The sequence below is a fragment of the Erwinia sp. CGal63 genome, assembly GCF_037026505.1.
Taxonomy (GTDB): Bacteria; Pseudomonadota; Gammaproteobacteria; order Enterobacterales; family Enterobacteriaceae; genus Erwinia.
The window spans coordinates 1,456,606-1,471,649 of sequence record NZ_JAKUMN010000001.1; the positions used below are offsets into that span (position 1 = coordinate 1,456,606).

The 15,044-nt window shown below is 54.7% G+C and carries 21 protein-coding genes; 7 read left to right on the forward strand and 14 right to left on the reverse strand.

What is annotated here, in order from left to right; genetic code table 11:
- Positions 1-17: 17 nt before the first annotated feature.
- Positions 18-266: a GlsB/YeaQ/YmgE family stress response membrane protein gene (locus tag MKZ79_RS06570; protein WP_336140814.1), complete on the reverse strand. Its 249-nt coding sequence runs from the start codon at positions 264-266 to the stop codon at positions 18-20.
- Between the two features lie 183 nt (positions 267-449).
- On the opposite strand from MKZ79_RS06570, the gene MKZ79_RS06575 reads away from it, so the two are divergent.
- Positions 450-1,187, forward strand: coding sequence for a flagellar brake protein (locus tag MKZ79_RS06575; RefSeq protein ID WP_336140815.1), 738 nt, complete (start codon positions 450-452; stop codon positions 1,185-1,187).
- 46 nt (positions 1,188-1,233) lie between these two features.
- Here MKZ79_RS06575 and emtA read toward each other — a convergent pair whose 3' ends face one another.
- Positions 1,234-1,866, reverse strand: coding sequence for a membrane-bound lytic murein transglycosylase EmtA (gene emtA / locus MKZ79_RS06580; protein ID WP_442897130.1), 633 nt, complete (start codon positions 1,864-1,866; stop codon positions 1,234-1,236).
- Positions 1,867-2,147: 281 nt separating this feature from the next.
- On the opposite strand from emtA, the gene ldcA reads away from it, so the two are divergent.
- Together ldcA and MKZ79_RS06590 are read left to right on the forward strand one after the other, a co-directional pair.
- On the forward strand, positions 2,148-3,068 hold the full coding sequence (gene ldcA, locus MKZ79_RS06585) for a muramoyltetrapeptide carboxypeptidase (RefSeq protein ID WP_336140816.1): 921 nt from the start codon (positions 2,148-2,150) through the stop codon (positions 3,066-3,068).
- A complete protein-coding gene (locus MKZ79_RS06590) occupies positions 3,065-3,739 on the forward strand; it encodes an MBL fold metallo-hydrolase (protein WP_336140817.1) in 675 nt (224 codons plus the stop codon). The genes ldcA and MKZ79_RS06590 overlap by 4 nt, the downstream gene beginning before the upstream one ends.
- Before the next feature lie 16 nt (positions 3,740-3,755).
- Here MKZ79_RS06590 and MKZ79_RS06595 read toward each other — a convergent pair whose 3' ends face one another.
- On the reverse strand, positions 3,756-4,160 hold the full coding sequence (locus MKZ79_RS06595) for a hypothetical protein (RefSeq protein ID WP_336140818.1): 405 nt from the start codon (positions 4,158-4,160) through the stop codon (positions 3,756-3,758).
- 80 nt (positions 4,161-4,240) lie between these two features.
- Positions 4,241-4,456 (reverse strand): YgdI/YgdR family lipoprotein, encoded by a 216-nt coding sequence (locus MKZ79_RS06600; protein WP_336140819.1) that lies wholly within the window; start codon positions 4,454-4,456, stop codon positions 4,241-4,243.
- A 193-nt stretch (positions 4,457-4,649) separates the two neighbouring features.
- Between MKZ79_RS06600 and MKZ79_RS06605 the strand changes: the two genes are divergently transcribed.
- Positions 4,650-4,895: a DinI-like family protein gene (locus MKZ79_RS06605; protein WP_336140820.1), complete on the forward strand. Its 246-nt coding sequence runs from the start codon at positions 4,650-4,652 to the stop codon at positions 4,893-4,895.
- Between the two features lie 505 nt (positions 4,896-5,400).
- On the opposite strand, the gene MKZ79_RS06610 is transcribed toward MKZ79_RS06605, so the two are convergent.
- The 3 genes from MKZ79_RS06610 to MKZ79_RS06620 all read right to left on the reverse strand — a co-directional run bounded on the left by MKZ79_RS06610 (position 5,401) and on the right by MKZ79_RS06620 (position 6,806).
- Complete coding sequence (locus tag MKZ79_RS06610; protein ID WP_336140821.1) at positions 5,401-5,610, reverse strand: hypothetical protein; 210 nt, start codon at positions 5,608-5,610, stop codon at positions 5,401-5,403.
- A gap of 541 nt (positions 5,611-6,151) precedes the next feature.
- A complete protein-coding gene (locus tag MKZ79_RS06615; protein ID WP_336140822.1) occupies positions 6,152-6,439 on the reverse strand; it encodes a phage holin family protein in 288 nt (95 codons plus the stop codon).
- Positions 6,426-6,806, reverse strand: coding sequence for a putative holin (locus MKZ79_RS06620; RefSeq protein WP_442897139.1), 381 nt, complete (start codon positions 6,804-6,806; stop codon positions 6,426-6,428). The genes MKZ79_RS06615 and MKZ79_RS06620 overlap by 14 nt, the downstream gene beginning before the upstream one ends.
- 474 nt (positions 6,807-7,280) lie before the next feature.
- On the opposite strand from MKZ79_RS06620, the gene MKZ79_RS06625 reads away from it, so the two are divergent.
- The 3 genes from MKZ79_RS06625 to MKZ79_RS06635 all read left to right on the forward strand — a co-directional run bounded on the left by MKZ79_RS06625 (position 7,281) and on the right by MKZ79_RS06635 (position 9,289).
- Positions 7,281-7,742 (forward strand): PACE efflux transporter, encoded by a 462-nt coding sequence (locus MKZ79_RS06625; RefSeq protein ID WP_336140823.1) that lies wholly within the window; start codon positions 7,281-7,283, stop codon positions 7,740-7,742.
- Between the two features lie 189 nt (positions 7,743-7,931).
- Complete coding sequence (locus tag MKZ79_RS06630; protein ID WP_336140824.1) at positions 7,932-8,420, forward strand: GNAT family N-acetyltransferase; 489 nt, start codon at positions 7,932-7,934, stop codon at positions 8,418-8,420.
- Positions 8,421-8,524: 104 nt separating this feature from the next.
- Positions 8,525-9,289: an SDR family NAD(P)-dependent oxidoreductase gene (locus MKZ79_RS06635; protein WP_336140825.1), complete on the forward strand. Its 765-nt coding sequence runs from the start codon at positions 8,525-8,527 to the stop codon at positions 9,287-9,289.
- 42 nt (positions 9,290-9,331) lie between these two features.
- Here the strand turns inward: MKZ79_RS06635 and MKZ79_RS06640 are convergent, their stop codons facing one another.
- From MKZ79_RS06640 to MKZ79_RS06670, 7 genes are all read right to left on the reverse strand, one after another.
- Positions 9,332-9,634 carry a hypothetical protein gene (locus MKZ79_RS06640; RefSeq protein ID WP_336140826.1) on the reverse strand — a complete coding sequence of 101 codons (303 nt, stop codon included), beginning with the start codon at positions 9,632-9,634 and terminating at the stop codon, positions 9,332-9,334.
- Between the two features lie 97 nt (positions 9,635-9,731).
- Entirely contained in the window at positions 9,732-10,415 is a 684-nt protein-coding gene (locus MKZ79_RS06645) for an SOS response-associated peptidase family protein (protein WP_336140827.1), read from the reverse strand.
- 30 nt (positions 10,416-10,445) lie between these two features.
- On the reverse strand, positions 10,446-10,718 hold the full coding sequence (locus tag MKZ79_RS06650; RefSeq protein ID WP_336140828.1) for a YrhK family protein: 273 nt from the start codon (positions 10,716-10,718) through the stop codon (positions 10,446-10,448).
- A gap of 84 nt (positions 10,719-10,802) precedes the next feature.
- Positions 10,803-12,212, reverse strand: a complete 1,410-nt coding sequence (locus MKZ79_RS06655) for a 6-phospho-beta-glucosidase (protein WP_336140829.1) — start codon at positions 12,210-12,212, stop codon at positions 10,803-10,805.
- A gap of 107 nt (positions 12,213-12,319) precedes the next feature.
- Positions 12,320-13,192: an ROK family protein gene (locus tag MKZ79_RS06660; protein WP_336140830.1), complete on the reverse strand. Its 873-nt coding sequence runs from the start codon at positions 13,190-13,192 to the stop codon at positions 12,320-12,322.
- Between the two features lie 49 nt (positions 13,193-13,241).
- On the reverse strand, positions 13,242-14,678 hold the full coding sequence (locus MKZ79_RS06665) for a 6-phospho-beta-glucosidase (RefSeq protein WP_336140831.1): 1,437 nt from the start codon (positions 14,676-14,678) through the stop codon (positions 13,242-13,244).
- Between the two features lie 26 nt (positions 14,679-14,704).
- A complete protein-coding gene (locus tag MKZ79_RS06670; protein ID WP_336141368.1) occupies positions 14,705-15,034 on the reverse strand; it encodes a PTS lactose/cellobiose transporter subunit IIA in 330 nt (109 codons plus the stop codon).
- Positions 15,035-15,044 lie beyond the last annotated feature (10 nt).

The following is a 15,044-nucleotide window of genomic DNA, read 5'->3' on the forward strand; positions in this document are numbered from 1 at the left end:
AACTTTCCGCCAGGCGGTCAGCTCCTGACTTTACGGTAGATCCACAGTACGACAATGGCGCCGATAACCGCGACAACAAAACTGCCGAAGTTGAAACCGTCCACTCTGCCGAAGCCGAAGAGCGTACTGATCCAGCCGCCAACTACGGCACCGACGATCCCCAGGATCACGGTGATGATAAAGCCGCCGCCATCTTTACCTGGCATAATCCACTTGGCAATGATCCCGGCAATCAGACCAAAAATGATCCATGACAAAATTCCCATATACTGCTCCTTTGCTTGTACTGATTAGACGGGATAAGTATAGGCAAAGATTCTAACTCTGTGATTTAAAGCCAAACTTTTTGCACCTTTTTTTTACCCTTGCCTAAAGCGCCGCGTATTGATGCCGATAATTCGCGTATTAACGCCAGGCGCGCATTTTCTGACACTCAACCGGAGCAGGACGTGAAAGAAGAAGAAAAAGAACAATATCTCAAGCGCGGCCCGCTCGCCGTGCTTGCCGTACTAAAAAATTTGCTGAAAAATCAAACGCCCGTAATGGTTTCCCACGCCAGGGGCCAGTTTATTACCCGCCTGCTGTTCGCGGACAAAGAGCGCCTGCTCGTCGATTACGGCAGCAATGATTATGAAAACCAGCTGGCGCTGGAGATGAGCGACCTGCAGCTTACTGCCGAAACGCATGGCGCTAAGGTAGAGTTCACGCTGGCCGCGCTTGAGAACGACAGCCATGACGGCCTGCCCGCTTTCGGCGCCGGGCTTCCTGACGAGCTGTGGATGATCCAGCGCCGCGAGTTCTTTCGCGTGGCCGTGCCGCTCGACCCGGTTTTTTACTGCTACGCCAAATGGCCGGACGGCAGCGGCGAAGGCAAAATGCGGCTGCAGGATCTCTCGCTGGGCGGAATCGGCGTGCTGGGCGACTCTCCCGTTCCGGAAACGCTCCAGGGCGGCGAGGCGTTTAAAAAGATGCGCATTGAAATGGGCGAATATGGTCAGCTGGAAGTCGATGCCTCACTGATTAACGTGGGCCAGCGCAGCGTGGTAGGCAATAAAAACGAGACGGTAGTGACGCCGCGCCTGAGCTTCCGCTTCGCCTCGCTGAATTTTGCTCAGGAACGTCTGCTGCAGACTGTGATCTTCTCGCTGGAACGGCTGGCGCGAGAAAAAGCTACCCGCTTTCAGTAAGCGATAAAAACGCCGCCCGATACCGGCGGCGCTGAGAGCCGCACCATCAGATGGTGCGATAGGCCGTAGTGACTTTCCACAAATAGCGAGGCGCCTGCGCAGCGGGATGTTTGTTCTGCACGTGCTGATAAAACTCTTCCGGCGTCAGGTTATTGATCATGGCGATAGCCCGATCGCGATCGCGCGAGAAGGTTCTTAACAGCGCGCCAGCGCCGTTGGCGTAGGAGACGATAGTGGCATAGCGCAGCGTTTTTGGATCGCGAATGCCCGCCAGCGACTGATCCTGCAGAATTTTCAGATAAGCCGTACCGATATCGATATTTTTCACCGGATCGCGCAGTTCAGCGCTGCTCGGCTGGCCGTGACGCCCCTGCACCCGATAGACTTCCCGCCCGGCCGTGGAGGCTTTAATCTGCATCAATCCAATGGCATTCGACCTGCTGACTACCGTTGGATTGCCGCCCGATTCCACCGAAATAATCGCCTCGACCAGCTTCTGATCGACGCCGTAGTTGTGCGCGGCGTTTTCCGTGAACATTGACCAGGCCTGCGCGACTTTGGCCGGCGGCGCCTTAGTCAGCGGCGTTTGCGGCTGTTTTTCGTGCTGTTTATGCGACTGACCGGCACAGCCGGCCAGCAGGAACACACCCAATATTGCCGCTGTTTTTAAGTTTCTCACGCTATTTTATTCCTCTGCGCTCTGGCTTCGCGCTTTATCATAGCGGCTGTTGGCCGCAGGAAAATTACCGCTACTCTTAATTTCACACCCTGGTGGATGACTTCAGTCGCGCTTTTCGTCATTATCAGCCGTATTGGACCCTGAATTGCGCAAAATGATTCACTAACTCCGCGCGGAAAACGGCCCTTCCGCCTGAATCTGTGAGGCTAACAGCTTTTTCGCCATGTAAAACCGTTGAATAAGGGCCAAAATTTAGCCAATTAAGGATAAAAGTGAAGATTATGTCCGTTACTCCACGCACTTTTCATCTGATCGCCCCTTCCGGCTATTGTCAAAATCAGGCGGCCGCGCAGCTTGCCGTACGCCGCCTGCAGGAACAGGGACATCAGGTGAATAACCAGGCGGCGATCGCTCGTCGCAGCCAGCGCTTTGCCGGCAGCGATGAAGAGCGGCTGCGGGATTTGGATTTGCTGCAGACCGAGGCGGATATCGTCATGGCGGTTCGCGGCGGCTACGGCGCAACAAGGCTGCTTGCTGACTTCGACGCCGCCGCGCTCGCGGCGCGCCTGAAGGAGCGTCCAATGGCGATTTGCGGCCACAGCGATTTCACCGTGATCCAGATGGCGCTGCTGCAGGCGGGCGGACAAAGCTTCAGCGGCCCGATGCTGACCGCCAATTTTGGCGCGGAAACCCTGTCAGATTTTACCGTCGAGCATTTCTGGCAAGCGCTGACCTCGCCTGCCTTTACGCTGGAGTGGCAGACAACGCCGCAGGAGGTGGATGTTTCCGGCACGCTGTGGGGCGGCAATCTGGCGATGCTGACATCGCTTATCGGCACGCCGTGGCTGCCGGAGATAGAGGGCGGCATTCTGGTTATAGAAGATATCAACGAGCATCCTTTTCGGGTGGAGAGAATGCTGCTGCAGCTGGCGCAGCATGGCGTGCTGGCGCGGCAGAAAGCTATTGTGACCGGCAGTTTCACCGGCGTAAAACTCAGCGACTACGACAACGGCTACGATTTCGACAGCGTGTGGCAGCTGATCCACCAGCTTACCGGCCTGCCGGTGGTCACGGATCTTGAATTCGGTCATCACTGGCGCACCGTGACGCTGCCGCTTGGCGCCGAAGGAAGACTGCGAGTGACAGGCGACGCCGCGCGGCTGCATATTACGGGACACCCTACCTTGCAGGAGCGCGCATGAAGCAGCTGTATGAAGATCTCTGGGTTTCCACGCCGGAGTTTCCGCCTGGCGAACGCGATCCTGAAGTCATGATGCACGGTTTTTTACTGCGGCTCTCACGCGGCAACGTGCTGATATCGCGCGTTGAAAATACCCGGGATCACAATACCATCGAGTCACTAGGCGGCATCTTTCGTCACTATCTGACCCACTGGCACGAAGCGGGCCCCGGCACGCGTATTCTGCAACAGCGCTTTAATTCGGCGCTCTACTGCCACAATCGCGCGCTCGGCCCGGTCAGCCCTTTCGCCGAAGCGGACGACACTTTCAACCAGGCGGAAGTCCACTGCGGCAGCCTGCATGTGGTGCCTACACCGGGTCATACGCCGGGCAGCACCACTTATCTGTATGCGTCGCCCTACGGCAAAACCTATCTTTTCGTCGGCGATACCGTCAGCCTTAGCCACGACCGCTGGGTTACCGTGCTGGTGCCGGAAAGCAACGAGGGCGATCTGAAGCGGACGCTGGAATTTTATCGTGCGCTGCGGCCTGACGTGGTGCTGATGGGCACCACCAAAGGTCATCTCTCCTGGCAGGAAGTGACGATGCGGGAATGGCTGGCGCTGCTGGACGAGGCGGAAAGCTCGCCGCTGGATCTACGTCATCGGCCAGGAGAGCAGCAGGCAAGTTAAAGCGTTTTGGCCAGGTTCAGGACTCAACTTTACCAGCGGCGTCCGTTCGCTGCAGCGTAACCGTACTTTTTTCCCGCTCGCTGGTGCGGCTGCAGGAAACCAGATGTTTCTGCCCGTTATAGGAGAAAAAGGTTTCATCGGTGTTTTTGTTGGTAACCATCTGATCGCCATTGCGAAACAGAATAATAGCGACGCTGTCGCCGTTATCGGTATGGGAGCGCTGGCTGCCGGCGGCGACCTGGAAGTGATCGCCCGCCCACAGCAGCGTGGTCAAACCGTACTGCGCGCTGGTAACGGTCATGGTCGGCCTGCCCGGGCAGGTTATCTGATATTCGCTGTTTTGCGGCGGCGCCGCGCTGTTTGAGGCATGGGCGAAAAAGGAGCAGGCAACAAGGGCGGCGGCAACAGGTAAACGAAACATGGCTTTCTCCGGGCAGATATCTGGCCCGGTATGCTGCCTGTCTCGCGCCGCCGCCGCAATCGGAAGTGGCCTGGTCTGCGCTACAGGCTGCTCATCTCTTTAATATCCGCCTGGTTAACCGCCTGCTGTCGGCCGCTTTCATCGGTATAGATCACCATGCCGGTCGCCTTGTCGATCTCCGGCTTGCCCGACACCACTTTGGTGCTGCCGTCGCGCATATGCATAATATGATCGTTAGCGCAGCCGCTAAGCAGAGTGGCGGCGGCAATCAGCGGAACAAGGAATAATTTTTTCATCTTCTCTCTCCGTAAGTTAAAGCAGAAAAGTGTAGCCTAAGCGGACAAATCACGCTGACGACTGCGGCGTGCAGCGTCGGTCGCGCGCTTGCGGGCGAAGAAGAAAAGTTATCGCGATCATCTATAAATTTCAGTTGAAGCCGGGCGGAAATAACTGTATTTTTATCCAGCATTTATAACCAGGACCCCTCTTATGTTTGTTGAACTGATTTACGATAAGCGCAACGTTGCGGGCTTGCCAAACGCGCAGCAGCTGATTTTGGATGAACTGGAAAAGCGCATCAGGCGGGTTTTTCCGGATGCCGAAGTAAAGGTAAAACCGATGCAGGCGAACGGCGTAAAGACGGATGCCAGCAAAAACGACAAGTCGGTAATGTTGAGAATTATTGAAGAAATGTTCGATGAAGCGGACCAGTGGCTTATTGCGGAAGAATTTTGACGGCCCTCGCACTTTGGTCGCGCCGCCCCCTGTTTTAGCCCGTCGATGGTTGCATTTTGCCCTCGCCATGCCACTATTCTTCTATCAAGTTTCCCTGGTGTTGGCCCGTGATTATCCTCTTTGCGGGCATTTTTTTACCTGAAAAATGAAACAGCATTGATATATCGTCCCCGCTTACCCGGTGCCTGTCGGCATTTGTTAAAATTTTATTTATAATATTTTAAATATATATTAAATAATCACATCTTCGTCAGAAACGGAGTCGCACAGCCCGGCCTCCTTTATTGCCCTCTTCGCGCCACAGACGTTATTAATTACAGGCGATCGACAATGGTGCGGTTATAACGCGACAGGCTGGTTAAAGCAGAATGGCGAAATCCCGTACGTTTGGCATTGGAAAACGGCAGGCAGAAAAAGAGGGCTTGGCAAACAGGTAATAGTGTTTCGCAACAAAGCGCAGAACAGAATACAGGGCCGCTACGCGGGTGAAAGCGGCCCGATAATATTAGCGGGCCTGTTTCGCTTTCTGTTGTTCAGCAATTTCGGCGTAGAGCAGCTCATAGACCTGAGTCGCATAGGCCGAGCTGTCCCGCAGCATCTGAATAGCATCCTCCAGCGTCTGCGGCTCCATCTGGCCTACAATTCGCCACCCCAAAGCGATATTCTTCGCTTCTTCCAGTCGTTCCGGATGATAATCACACGCAGCTTCTGACACGAAATTCTCCTGATTTGAGTTTTGGCCCTATTTTACTGAGCAATGGCTGACCATCAACCCTTGATTTTTTGTTGATTTAGCTAATGTGCCTTTTTTACGCTTTTTTTACCGCAAAATGATTTTTTAACCGTCAACAAGCGCGGTTTTCTGGCTAAAAACAGATTAATCCTGGTAAAGTAATATCGCGAAAAACGCGATTATCAACTACTTCGTGCAAATAGTGTAAGAAATTTGATCGTTTATTCTTAAATAAGAAAGATTAACCGTAACTGAACGTTTCAACAGCATTTTATCTTTTCATTAGCCATAATTAATTTAATTAAAAAAGAGATCGGGCACAAAAAATATATTTTTTAATACAGTAAGTTAAGTGATTTTATAACTTTATGAAAGGTCGAAGAAATAGCCTGCCGTCTCATGCTATACGCCTGCAAATCGCCTTATGTCAGCATAAAATATTGCCATTGCTCTTTATTCCATCAGCGCCGCATAAAATAAGGGGGTGCTGTTGGTCAGTGCAATAGCCGGAAAGCCATCAGCATTATCTTCCCGGACGTAATACGGCAAGGATTTCCGCCACGTTGCCTCTGGAGCGAAATACAGCGGCGCAAAACACAAGGTTAATCGTGATAGAAGCCCAGCTGGCGTGATCGTAATGATCAAAAAAATAGCGGAACGGCACGGAACCGTAAGCCAGTACCAGTAAATAAGCCAGCCAGGATGCCCACCACTGGTGATGCGCGCCGGGCTTACGAAAAAACATTAGTCGCAGGGCAATTGCCGAACAGATAGAGACATTGGCAATGACCATAGGATCACTTGTGACCATGGAAGCCTCCTTTTATCCGGGAGAGCCAGGCTGCCGGATCTTGTTGATTGAAGAACGTTAAGGTCTTAATCGCCAGCGCCGACAGCAGCACGGCCCCAAGACCGTCCAGTGGTCTGTCGCTATAGCCCAGAATGCTGGCCAGTTTCGAGCCAACAACGCCAGCGCCGAATACGCCGACAATCCATGAAACCACAAAATAAGCAGCTCGCACGCGCAAGGCGATATCCGCTGCGCCGGCCACATAAAACACCGAGCCGGCAAAAGCCCCAAACAACACGCTGTAATTCATACCGCCTAACTGACTCGCCACACTCGCACCGGCTGAAGATACCGTCCCAATCCCCACTACCATCTCATGAATGAACATAGAGCCCCCTTTCTGCTTCAGCGTCTTCTCAAATGGACGAGAAAAAATCCTGATACGCGCCAGGAATAAGAAACTTCGATTTTTCATAGCTGGAGTAGTCGCTGCTTTTACATTAGTGCGGGAAATGCGTACGCGTGAGCCTGCTGTAAATTTATTTGGAGCTGATTCTGAAAACATTGAGGCCTGTTAACCGCCGTGGAATCCACTGCTGTCGGCAGCGTCGCAGGTTGCGGTGGCGCTGCCTGTCAGGCGATAAGCGTCGTTGGAGAGGAAGAGAAAACGGTAACGCCCGCCAATGCTTCAACTGTGACCAGCAGTTTATCAAGTTCCTGGGCTGTTCGACTTCCCGCCTGGTTTTTCTGCGCAAACGATTCACAATGAAGATAAGAAATGATGGCGAACAAAGTTTCCGGTTATCAGGATTGCTACCCTACCGGGCCCGTAATCCCTGCTCTTTTGGGCCTGGCTGTGAGAATGTTGGACGCTGTGACAGAAACTGAACTAAACAAATCGTTGAAAGAAAGAGTGTTTCACTCAATACTTTTTGAAGTAGTGGCCAATATCCTGATCGCGCTGATGCTGGCGGTGATATTGGCTGTTCCGGTAACAAAATCTGCCGTGCTGGCCGCACTTTCCGCCTGTACGGCGATGCTGTGGAACGTGATCTTTAACCGTCTCTTCGACGCCGTTCAGCAGCGAACCGGCTTCAGCCGTAATTTGCTCGCCAGAATCGCCCATGCCGTACTGTTCGAAGCCGGCCTGCTGGCCGTGCTGATCCCGGTGACGGCCTGGTGGTTTAACGTTTCGCTGGTCAAGGCGCTGGCACTGCAAATCGCGCTGGTCGCTTTTTTTCTTCCTTATACCGTGGTGTTTAATTATCTGTATGACTTTTTTCGGCTTCAGTGGGTCAACCGCTCCCGAGGCGCTGAGAGGTGACAATGGTTCGCATCATTTTGGTAATCTTGCTGGTTTTGCTGCTGGTAACCGTGCTTTTTGTCGCTTTCTCACTCCCTGTCCGGTACAAACTTGAAAACATGATGTACCACCTGGCGCTCTGGCTGATGCGCAATCGCACGCCATAAAAAATGCGCGTAGTCCGATTTCCGTTGTCGAGTCGAGGTATAAATGATCAGACGAGCAAGGCCTGAAGAGGCGCAGGCGCTATGGCAAATAAGAAATCTGGCGATCCGTGCCGAATGCCGGGATGCCTATGGCGAAGAAGCCGTGATGGCCTGGACTCCTGACATAATGCCAACAGGCTATCTTCGCGCCATCAGCCAGAATCCCTTCTTTGTTGTCGACACGCCTGGTTTTCCTGTAGCGACGGGCTTTCTGGATATAAAGGCGCAAAGCGTGGAGGCCATTTTTACTTTGCCAGGCCATATGGGCAACGGCTACGCCTCGCAGATTATGAGGGCTATTAAAGCCGAAGCGTCGGCCAGAGGAATAGCCGCGCTGACCCTTTCCTCCACGCCGAATGCCATGACGTTTTATCAGCGCCACGGTTTTACCCTGCTCAGGGAAACCTACTACCCTTCCGCCCTGGCGGGGGACCTGCGCTGCATGGATATGCAGGCTCACTTAACCCGCCTTCCGCCAGGCGCTTACAAATAAGGCAAACAATCCCGCTTTTCTACCCAAAACTTGCGTTCCGTCACAGATTTGCCAGGGTTAATCAGACGTTTTTTACAACAGATTTACCGCAACAGGAGGTTCATATGGCCCGTTTTCAGCAAAAAGTAGTCGTGGTGACCGGCGCAGGTTCCGGTATCGGCCAGGCAGCGGCAGAGCGCTTCGCCAGCGAAGGCGCTTCTGTGGTGCTGGTAGGCCGCACCAAAGAGAAGCTGGAGAAAACCCAGGCTTTGCTGGCTCAGGGCGAGCATCTGGTGGCGCCCTGCGACGTGGGCGAAGCGGAACAGGTGGAACAGCTGGCGAAAACCGTGCAGGAGAAATATGGCCGGGTCGACGTGCTGGTTAACAACGCCGGTCAAATCGTGCAGGGCCGCATCCATGAAATTGCCCTGGAAGACTGGAAAAGCCTGATGAAGGTCGATCTGGACGGCGTCTTCTACTGCGTGCACTACTTTATGCCTGCGCTGCTGAAGAGCAAAGGCAACGTGGTTAACGTCTCTTCGGTTTCCGGCCTGGGCGGCGACTGGGGCATGAGCGTTTATAACGCGGCCAAAGGCGCGGTCACCAACTTTACCCGTTCACTGGCGATGGATTACGGCGAAGACGGCGTGCGCGTAAACGCAATCTGTCCCGGCTTTACCTTTACCGATCTCACCGAAGAGATGAAGGATAACCAGCAGCTGCTGAACAAGTTCTATGAGCGCATTCCGCTGGCGCGCGCGGGCGAGCCGGAAGATATCGCCAGCGCCATCGCTTTTATCGCCAGCGATGACGCAAAATATATTACCGGCGTTAACCTGCCGGTCGACGGCGGCATTATGGCCTCCAACGGCCAGCCGAAACAGGCGTAACCGGAAAAGGCGGCCTCAGCGCCGCCTTCTTTTTGCTCTCTGCTAACTGCCCGTATGCGACTCACGCCACTGCCTGACCATTTCCGCCGTTACCTCTTTTGCATAGCAGATCGGCGCGTAACCGCCCTGTCGACTCCAGGCGCTTCTGCCGCCGCAGCGGCTGCCGTTTCTGGCGGCATTAAACGGACAGGCGCAGTTGCCGGGATAGCTGTCGATCGATTCCTCAATGATTTGCTGTTTTACCTCCGCATCCGACAAGCGAGCGGCTTTTTTCGCCGGCGCTGTCGACGAAATCGCCAGCAGCATCAAAGCTAAAGCTATTCTGCATACAGGTTTCAGGCCCATCCGATGGCTCCTCTTATCTATAAACATCGTTTATATATAATGGATTTCTGACGATTTGTCTTTCTGAGGTACGCGCTATACCAACAGGGCCGATGGCCTACACCAGCGGATCGGCGATTTCATCAATCAGCTCCGCGCCCTGATTGCGGATGTTGCCGACAGCTTTGTTAACCGGATGCCAGGCGAAAGCCTCAACAGGCACCACGCCTTCATGCGCAATCTCGCTCGCCTGCGCCGGCGTGGTTTTTTCACTCATCCAGGCCAGCGCGGCCTCGGGTGTCAGCACCAGCGGCCGCCGGTCGTGAATAGCGACCAGACCTTCATCGCTAGCGGCCGTCACGATCACAAAGCCCTCATTCTCCTCTTCTTTATCAAAAGGCGCTTTACCGATAGCCGCAAAGAACAGCGGCTCACCGCTTTGATGATAAATAAAGTATGGCTGCTTTTTACTGCCGTCGCGCTTCCACTCGAACCAGCCGTCGGCCATCACAATAGCTCGTCCGCCGTTCCACAGAGGTTTAAACATTTTGCCCGTCGCCGCCGTTTCCGATTTGGCGTTAATTAAGGGCTGCTTGTGCCACCAGACCGGACTGTAACCCCAGTGAACCGGATCGAGATGCAGCGCTTCATCGCGTTCGTTGAGCAGCAGCACGCGCGTGCCGGGCGCAACGTTATAGCGCCCAAGCGGTTCAGGGTCATAAGCGATCTGCCGTTCGACTTTATCTCCGAGGGCTTCCAGATAAGTCTCACGGGAGTGATACTGCGCAAAGCGTCCGCACATAGTTTCCTCTTTTCCACTGCCGGCAGATGGCTAGCGGGCCGCTTCCGTCTGCCTGGATGAAATTTTTCTCACGTGAACCAGTTCGGCAAGCGTGATGGCTGGCCGCATCAGCAGCTGCAGGCTGCCCACGACGAACAGCCAGGTCCCGCCGGTCATCAGCGAGTCAAAAAAGAACAGAATGCTGCCCGTCAGAAACCAGATGGCGATAAAGAGATCGTTCAGCGCGCCCAAGAATTTGTAGCGGCGCTGAATCACTACTTCGTCAGAACCAACTTCGAACACTTTTGTACGGTTAGCGGGCATAGCCTCTCCTTATTGATGCAATAAGGGTAGCATTCCCTGGAAAGGTTATGCCTGCCGACCGGTGTGGACGGCAGGTTTTGGTTATCAGGCATGGGCCTGACGGTCAGCAAGCAGTTCCTTAACAAAAAGGACGATTTCCGGCTTATCGCGCTCGATTTCCGCGATTTTATCACCAAACTTTGGCAGATAGTCTTTATGCGCATAGAGCAAGGCGTCCAGCACTTTAATCGCCGTGTCGCCCGCCGGGATCAGCGGATTAATGGTAAAGGCGTGCAGCGCCGCGCCATAGTTGCCGCTGACGGCCGCCTCTATCGTGGTTTCCTCCATCGCTTTCATTAGCTGGATCATGCCTCGTGCCGCGGGCGGCAGTTTTCCCCATCGCAGCGGCTCTGGCCCGTGCGCGGTAATGGCGGCGGTCACCTCCACCACGCAGTCGAAAGGCAAATCGGCGATAGCGCCGTTATTGCGCGTGGAAACCACCATCTGTTTGCCGCTGTTATTCTGGATGGCGGCGATCAGATCGCAGGCCGCGTCGCTATAGTGGGCGCCGCCGCGCTGGCTTAGCTCCTCCGGCTTATAGTTAAGATTGACGTCTTTATAGAGCTCAAACAGGCGGCGCTCGGTTTTTTTTACCACTTCCGCCCGGGTTTCGTAATTTGCGAACTCTTCAACCGCGTGCGCCAGCATCGGATCCTGCAGATAGTAATAGCGATGGTAGCCGCACGGCAGAATGCCCAGATGTTTAACCTGATCGTAGTGGAAGGGAATTTGATGAATATTTTTCAGCCCTTCGTCAGACTGTTCGCGCTGCTCGGGCGCGTAGATTTTGTCGATCAGTTCAGCGGTGCGCTCTCTGCCAGCACGATCCCAGACGCGGTGCCAGTGAAAGTGATTAAGCCCGGCGAATTTGAAATTCAGCTCGCTTTCATCCGTTTCCAGCAGTTTGCAGGCCTGCGTGATATGGCCGAAAGGCACGTTGCACAAACCTACCGTTCTCTCCCACTTACCGTATTTGATCGCCGCCTCGGTCACCATGCCGGCTGGATTAGTGAAGTCCACCAGCCAGGCGTCGGGACAAAGCGCGCGCATATCGTCAATAATCTCCAGAATAACCGGAATGGTGCGAAATGCCTTGAACAGACCGCCCGCGCCGTTGGTTTCCTGGCCCAACAGGCCGCACGCCAGCGGAATGACTTCATCTTTGAGGCGAGCATCCAGCAAACCGACGCGGAACTGCGTGGTGACATAGTCTGCGTCTTTGAGCGCCTGTTTGCGATCCAGCGTCAGATGAACCTGCCAGTCCAGACCGGCCGCCGCGATCATGCGTTTCGCCATATTGCCGACGATTTCCATTTTCTCCGCGCCGTCCGCAATATCCACCAGCCACAGCTCCGCAATGGGCAGCAGATGCTGACGAAGAATAAGCCCTTCAATCAGCTCCGGGGTATAGCTGGAGCCGCCGCCGATAGTGACAATCTTGATTCTGTTTTGCATAAAAACACGCCTTTTAAAGAGCGGATAAAAGGCTCCGGGGCTGAAAAAAGCTGGCCGAACGCCTCACCGCAGGGATGATTTGATGGGAGAACAGGTAAAAACTTTTATTAACGCTGGCTGGTCAGATAGTGATAAACGGCGCCGGTCAATCCGGCGCTATTGCCATGATGCGCGCCAGCGACGGCAATCGGCAGGTTATACCAGGCCAGATGCGCTTTGATTTCCGCGATAAATTCCGGCCTTTCGGTAATGCCGCCGCCGAGGAACAGACATTCAGGGTCGAACAGATGCGCCAGGTTATAGATCCCCGAACAGAGATCCTGATAAAACTGATCAACCAGCCGCGCGCAGATTTTTTCGCCCCGATCGTAGCGCGCGAAAACCTCTTCGCCGCTGACCTCTTCCGGCGGCCTGTCGACCATCAGGGCGTAGCGCCTTCTTAGCACCGCCAGCGTACAGTTTTCATTCATGGTGTAGCTGTTCAGCCTGCCTGAACCGGCCCTTTCGCTGAGCAGATAGCCAAATTCGCCCGCCCTGAAGCGATGGCCGCGCACCAGCGTGCCGTTGCAGAATATCGCGCCGCCGATGCCGGTGCCGACGGTCATCATCAGGAAGTTATCCATCTCCTGCGCCTTGCCGAGCCAGCGCTCCGCCAGCAGCGCACAGTTGGCGTCGTTCTCTACGGTGACGGGCAGCCCCGTTCTGTCGCGCAGCCACTTTTGCAGGGCGAAACCGTCGAAATCGCGGATGGAACCGCCCATGGTGACAAAGCCGGTCCAGGGATCGACATAGCCGGGCACGCTCAGCGCTAATCCTTCGCATTCGGGATGGCTCTCGAGCCAGACAAGAATAGCGGAGAGAATATGCTCGCCGGAAAAGTCAGGGATGGGGGTTTGCGATCTGGCGACAATCTCGCCCTGCTCGCTTAGCACGCCCATTTTTAATGAGGTGCCGCCAATATCGTAAGCCGCAATGTTCACAGGGTAACTCCCGATCCGGCTGCGGGCTAACCCGCCCGCAGCACCCGATTTAAAGCGATTCGCCGTTTGAAGCGATCACCTGCTTATACCAGTCGAAACTTTTCTTTTTGCTGCGGGAAAAGTCGCCGCTGCCGTCGTCGCTGCGGTTGACGTGGATAAAGCCGTAGCGCTTGTCGTACTGGCCGGTGCCGAAAGAGACGCAGTCCAGGCAGCCCCAGGGCGTAAAGCCCATCAGATCGACGCCATCCTCCAGCACCGCTTTTTTCATCTGCACGATATGCTCGCGCAGGTAGCTGATGCGGTAGTCGTCGTTGACCTGGCCGTTTTCAACCTTGTCATAGGCGCCGAAGCCGTTTTCCACAATAAACAGCGGCTTCTGATAGCGCTCGTACAGCGCATTGAGGGTGTAGCGCAGACCCACGGGATCGATCTGCCAGCCCCAGTCGGAAGCTTTAACGTGCGGGTTTTTGCGGCTGCCGGGATAAGCTTCCAGCGGCGTATTTTCGGTCTGCTTAGCGGTGGCGTATTCCACCGCGTTGCTCATGTAGTAGCTGAAGCCAAGATAGTCGGCGCAGCCTTCGCGCAGCGTCTGCTCATCTTCCGGCGCCATCTCGATATGGAAGCCGCGCAGCGCCCACTCTTTGCGAATATACGCAGGATAAGCGCCGCGCATATGCACATCGCCGAACAGATAGCGCTCCTGCATCGCTTTATGCGCATACATCACATCATCCGGATGGCAGGACCAGGGATAGAGCGGCACAATCGCCAGCATGCAGCCGATTTTAAAATCGGGATTGATGGCGTGACCCAGCTTCACCACTCTGGCGCTGGCGACAAACTGATGATGCAGCACCTGATACATAACCTCTTCCGGCTTTTCGTGGTCGGTAAAAATAACGCCGGAGTTGCTGTAGCCATACAGCGGCTTACGCCAGTTACGCTGGTTGTTGATCTCGTTAAAGGTCATCCAGTACTTCACTTTGTGCTGATAGCGTTTAAGCACCACTTCGCTGTAGCGCACAAAAAGGTCGATCAGCTCGCGGTTGAGCCAGCCGCCGTACTGCTTCACCAGGTGCAGCGGCATTTCGAAATGCGACAGGGTAATCACCGGTTCGATGCCGTGCTTTAACAGCTCGTCGAAGACGTCATCGTAGAACTTCAGCCCCGCTTCATTGGGCTCCAGCTCATCGCCTTTTGGAAAGATGCGTGTCCAGGCAATCGAGGTGCGGAAGCATTTAAAGCCCATCTCCGCGAACAGCGCGATGTCTTCTTTGTAGTGATGGTAAAAATCGGTGGCGAGATGGTTGGGGTAGTTTTTGCCTTCGATTACGCCATCGGTGATTTCGCGATCCACGCCGTGCGAACCGCCGGTCAGCACATCCACAATGCTCGGCCCTTTACCGCCTTCCTGCCAGCCGCCCTCGACCTGGTGCGCGGCAACGGCGCCGCCCCATAAAAAATCCGCGGGTAATTTCTCAGACATAATGATTCCTTTTCAAAGCTAAGCGCTTATTGCGTTCGGGTTTTAGTCAGCTCCTGCACTTCGCGGTGCAGCAGGATAATTTCTTCCACCAGCTCGCGACAAAGCATGGCGTTCATCAGATGATCCTGGGCATGCACCAGGATAAGGCTCACCGGAATTTTGCCGCAGCCCTCATCTGCGCCGATCAGCGCGGTCTGGATGCGGTGCGCTTCGCGCGCGGCCTGCGTCGCCTCCTGCAGCGCCGCTTCCGACTCTTCCCAGCGCTGCTTTCTCGCCGCCTGCAGCGCCTGCATCGAGGCCGAGCGCGCCTCGCCGGCGTGGATAATCAGCTCCATCACGGTGGTTTCCATATCCAGCTGTTCCGCC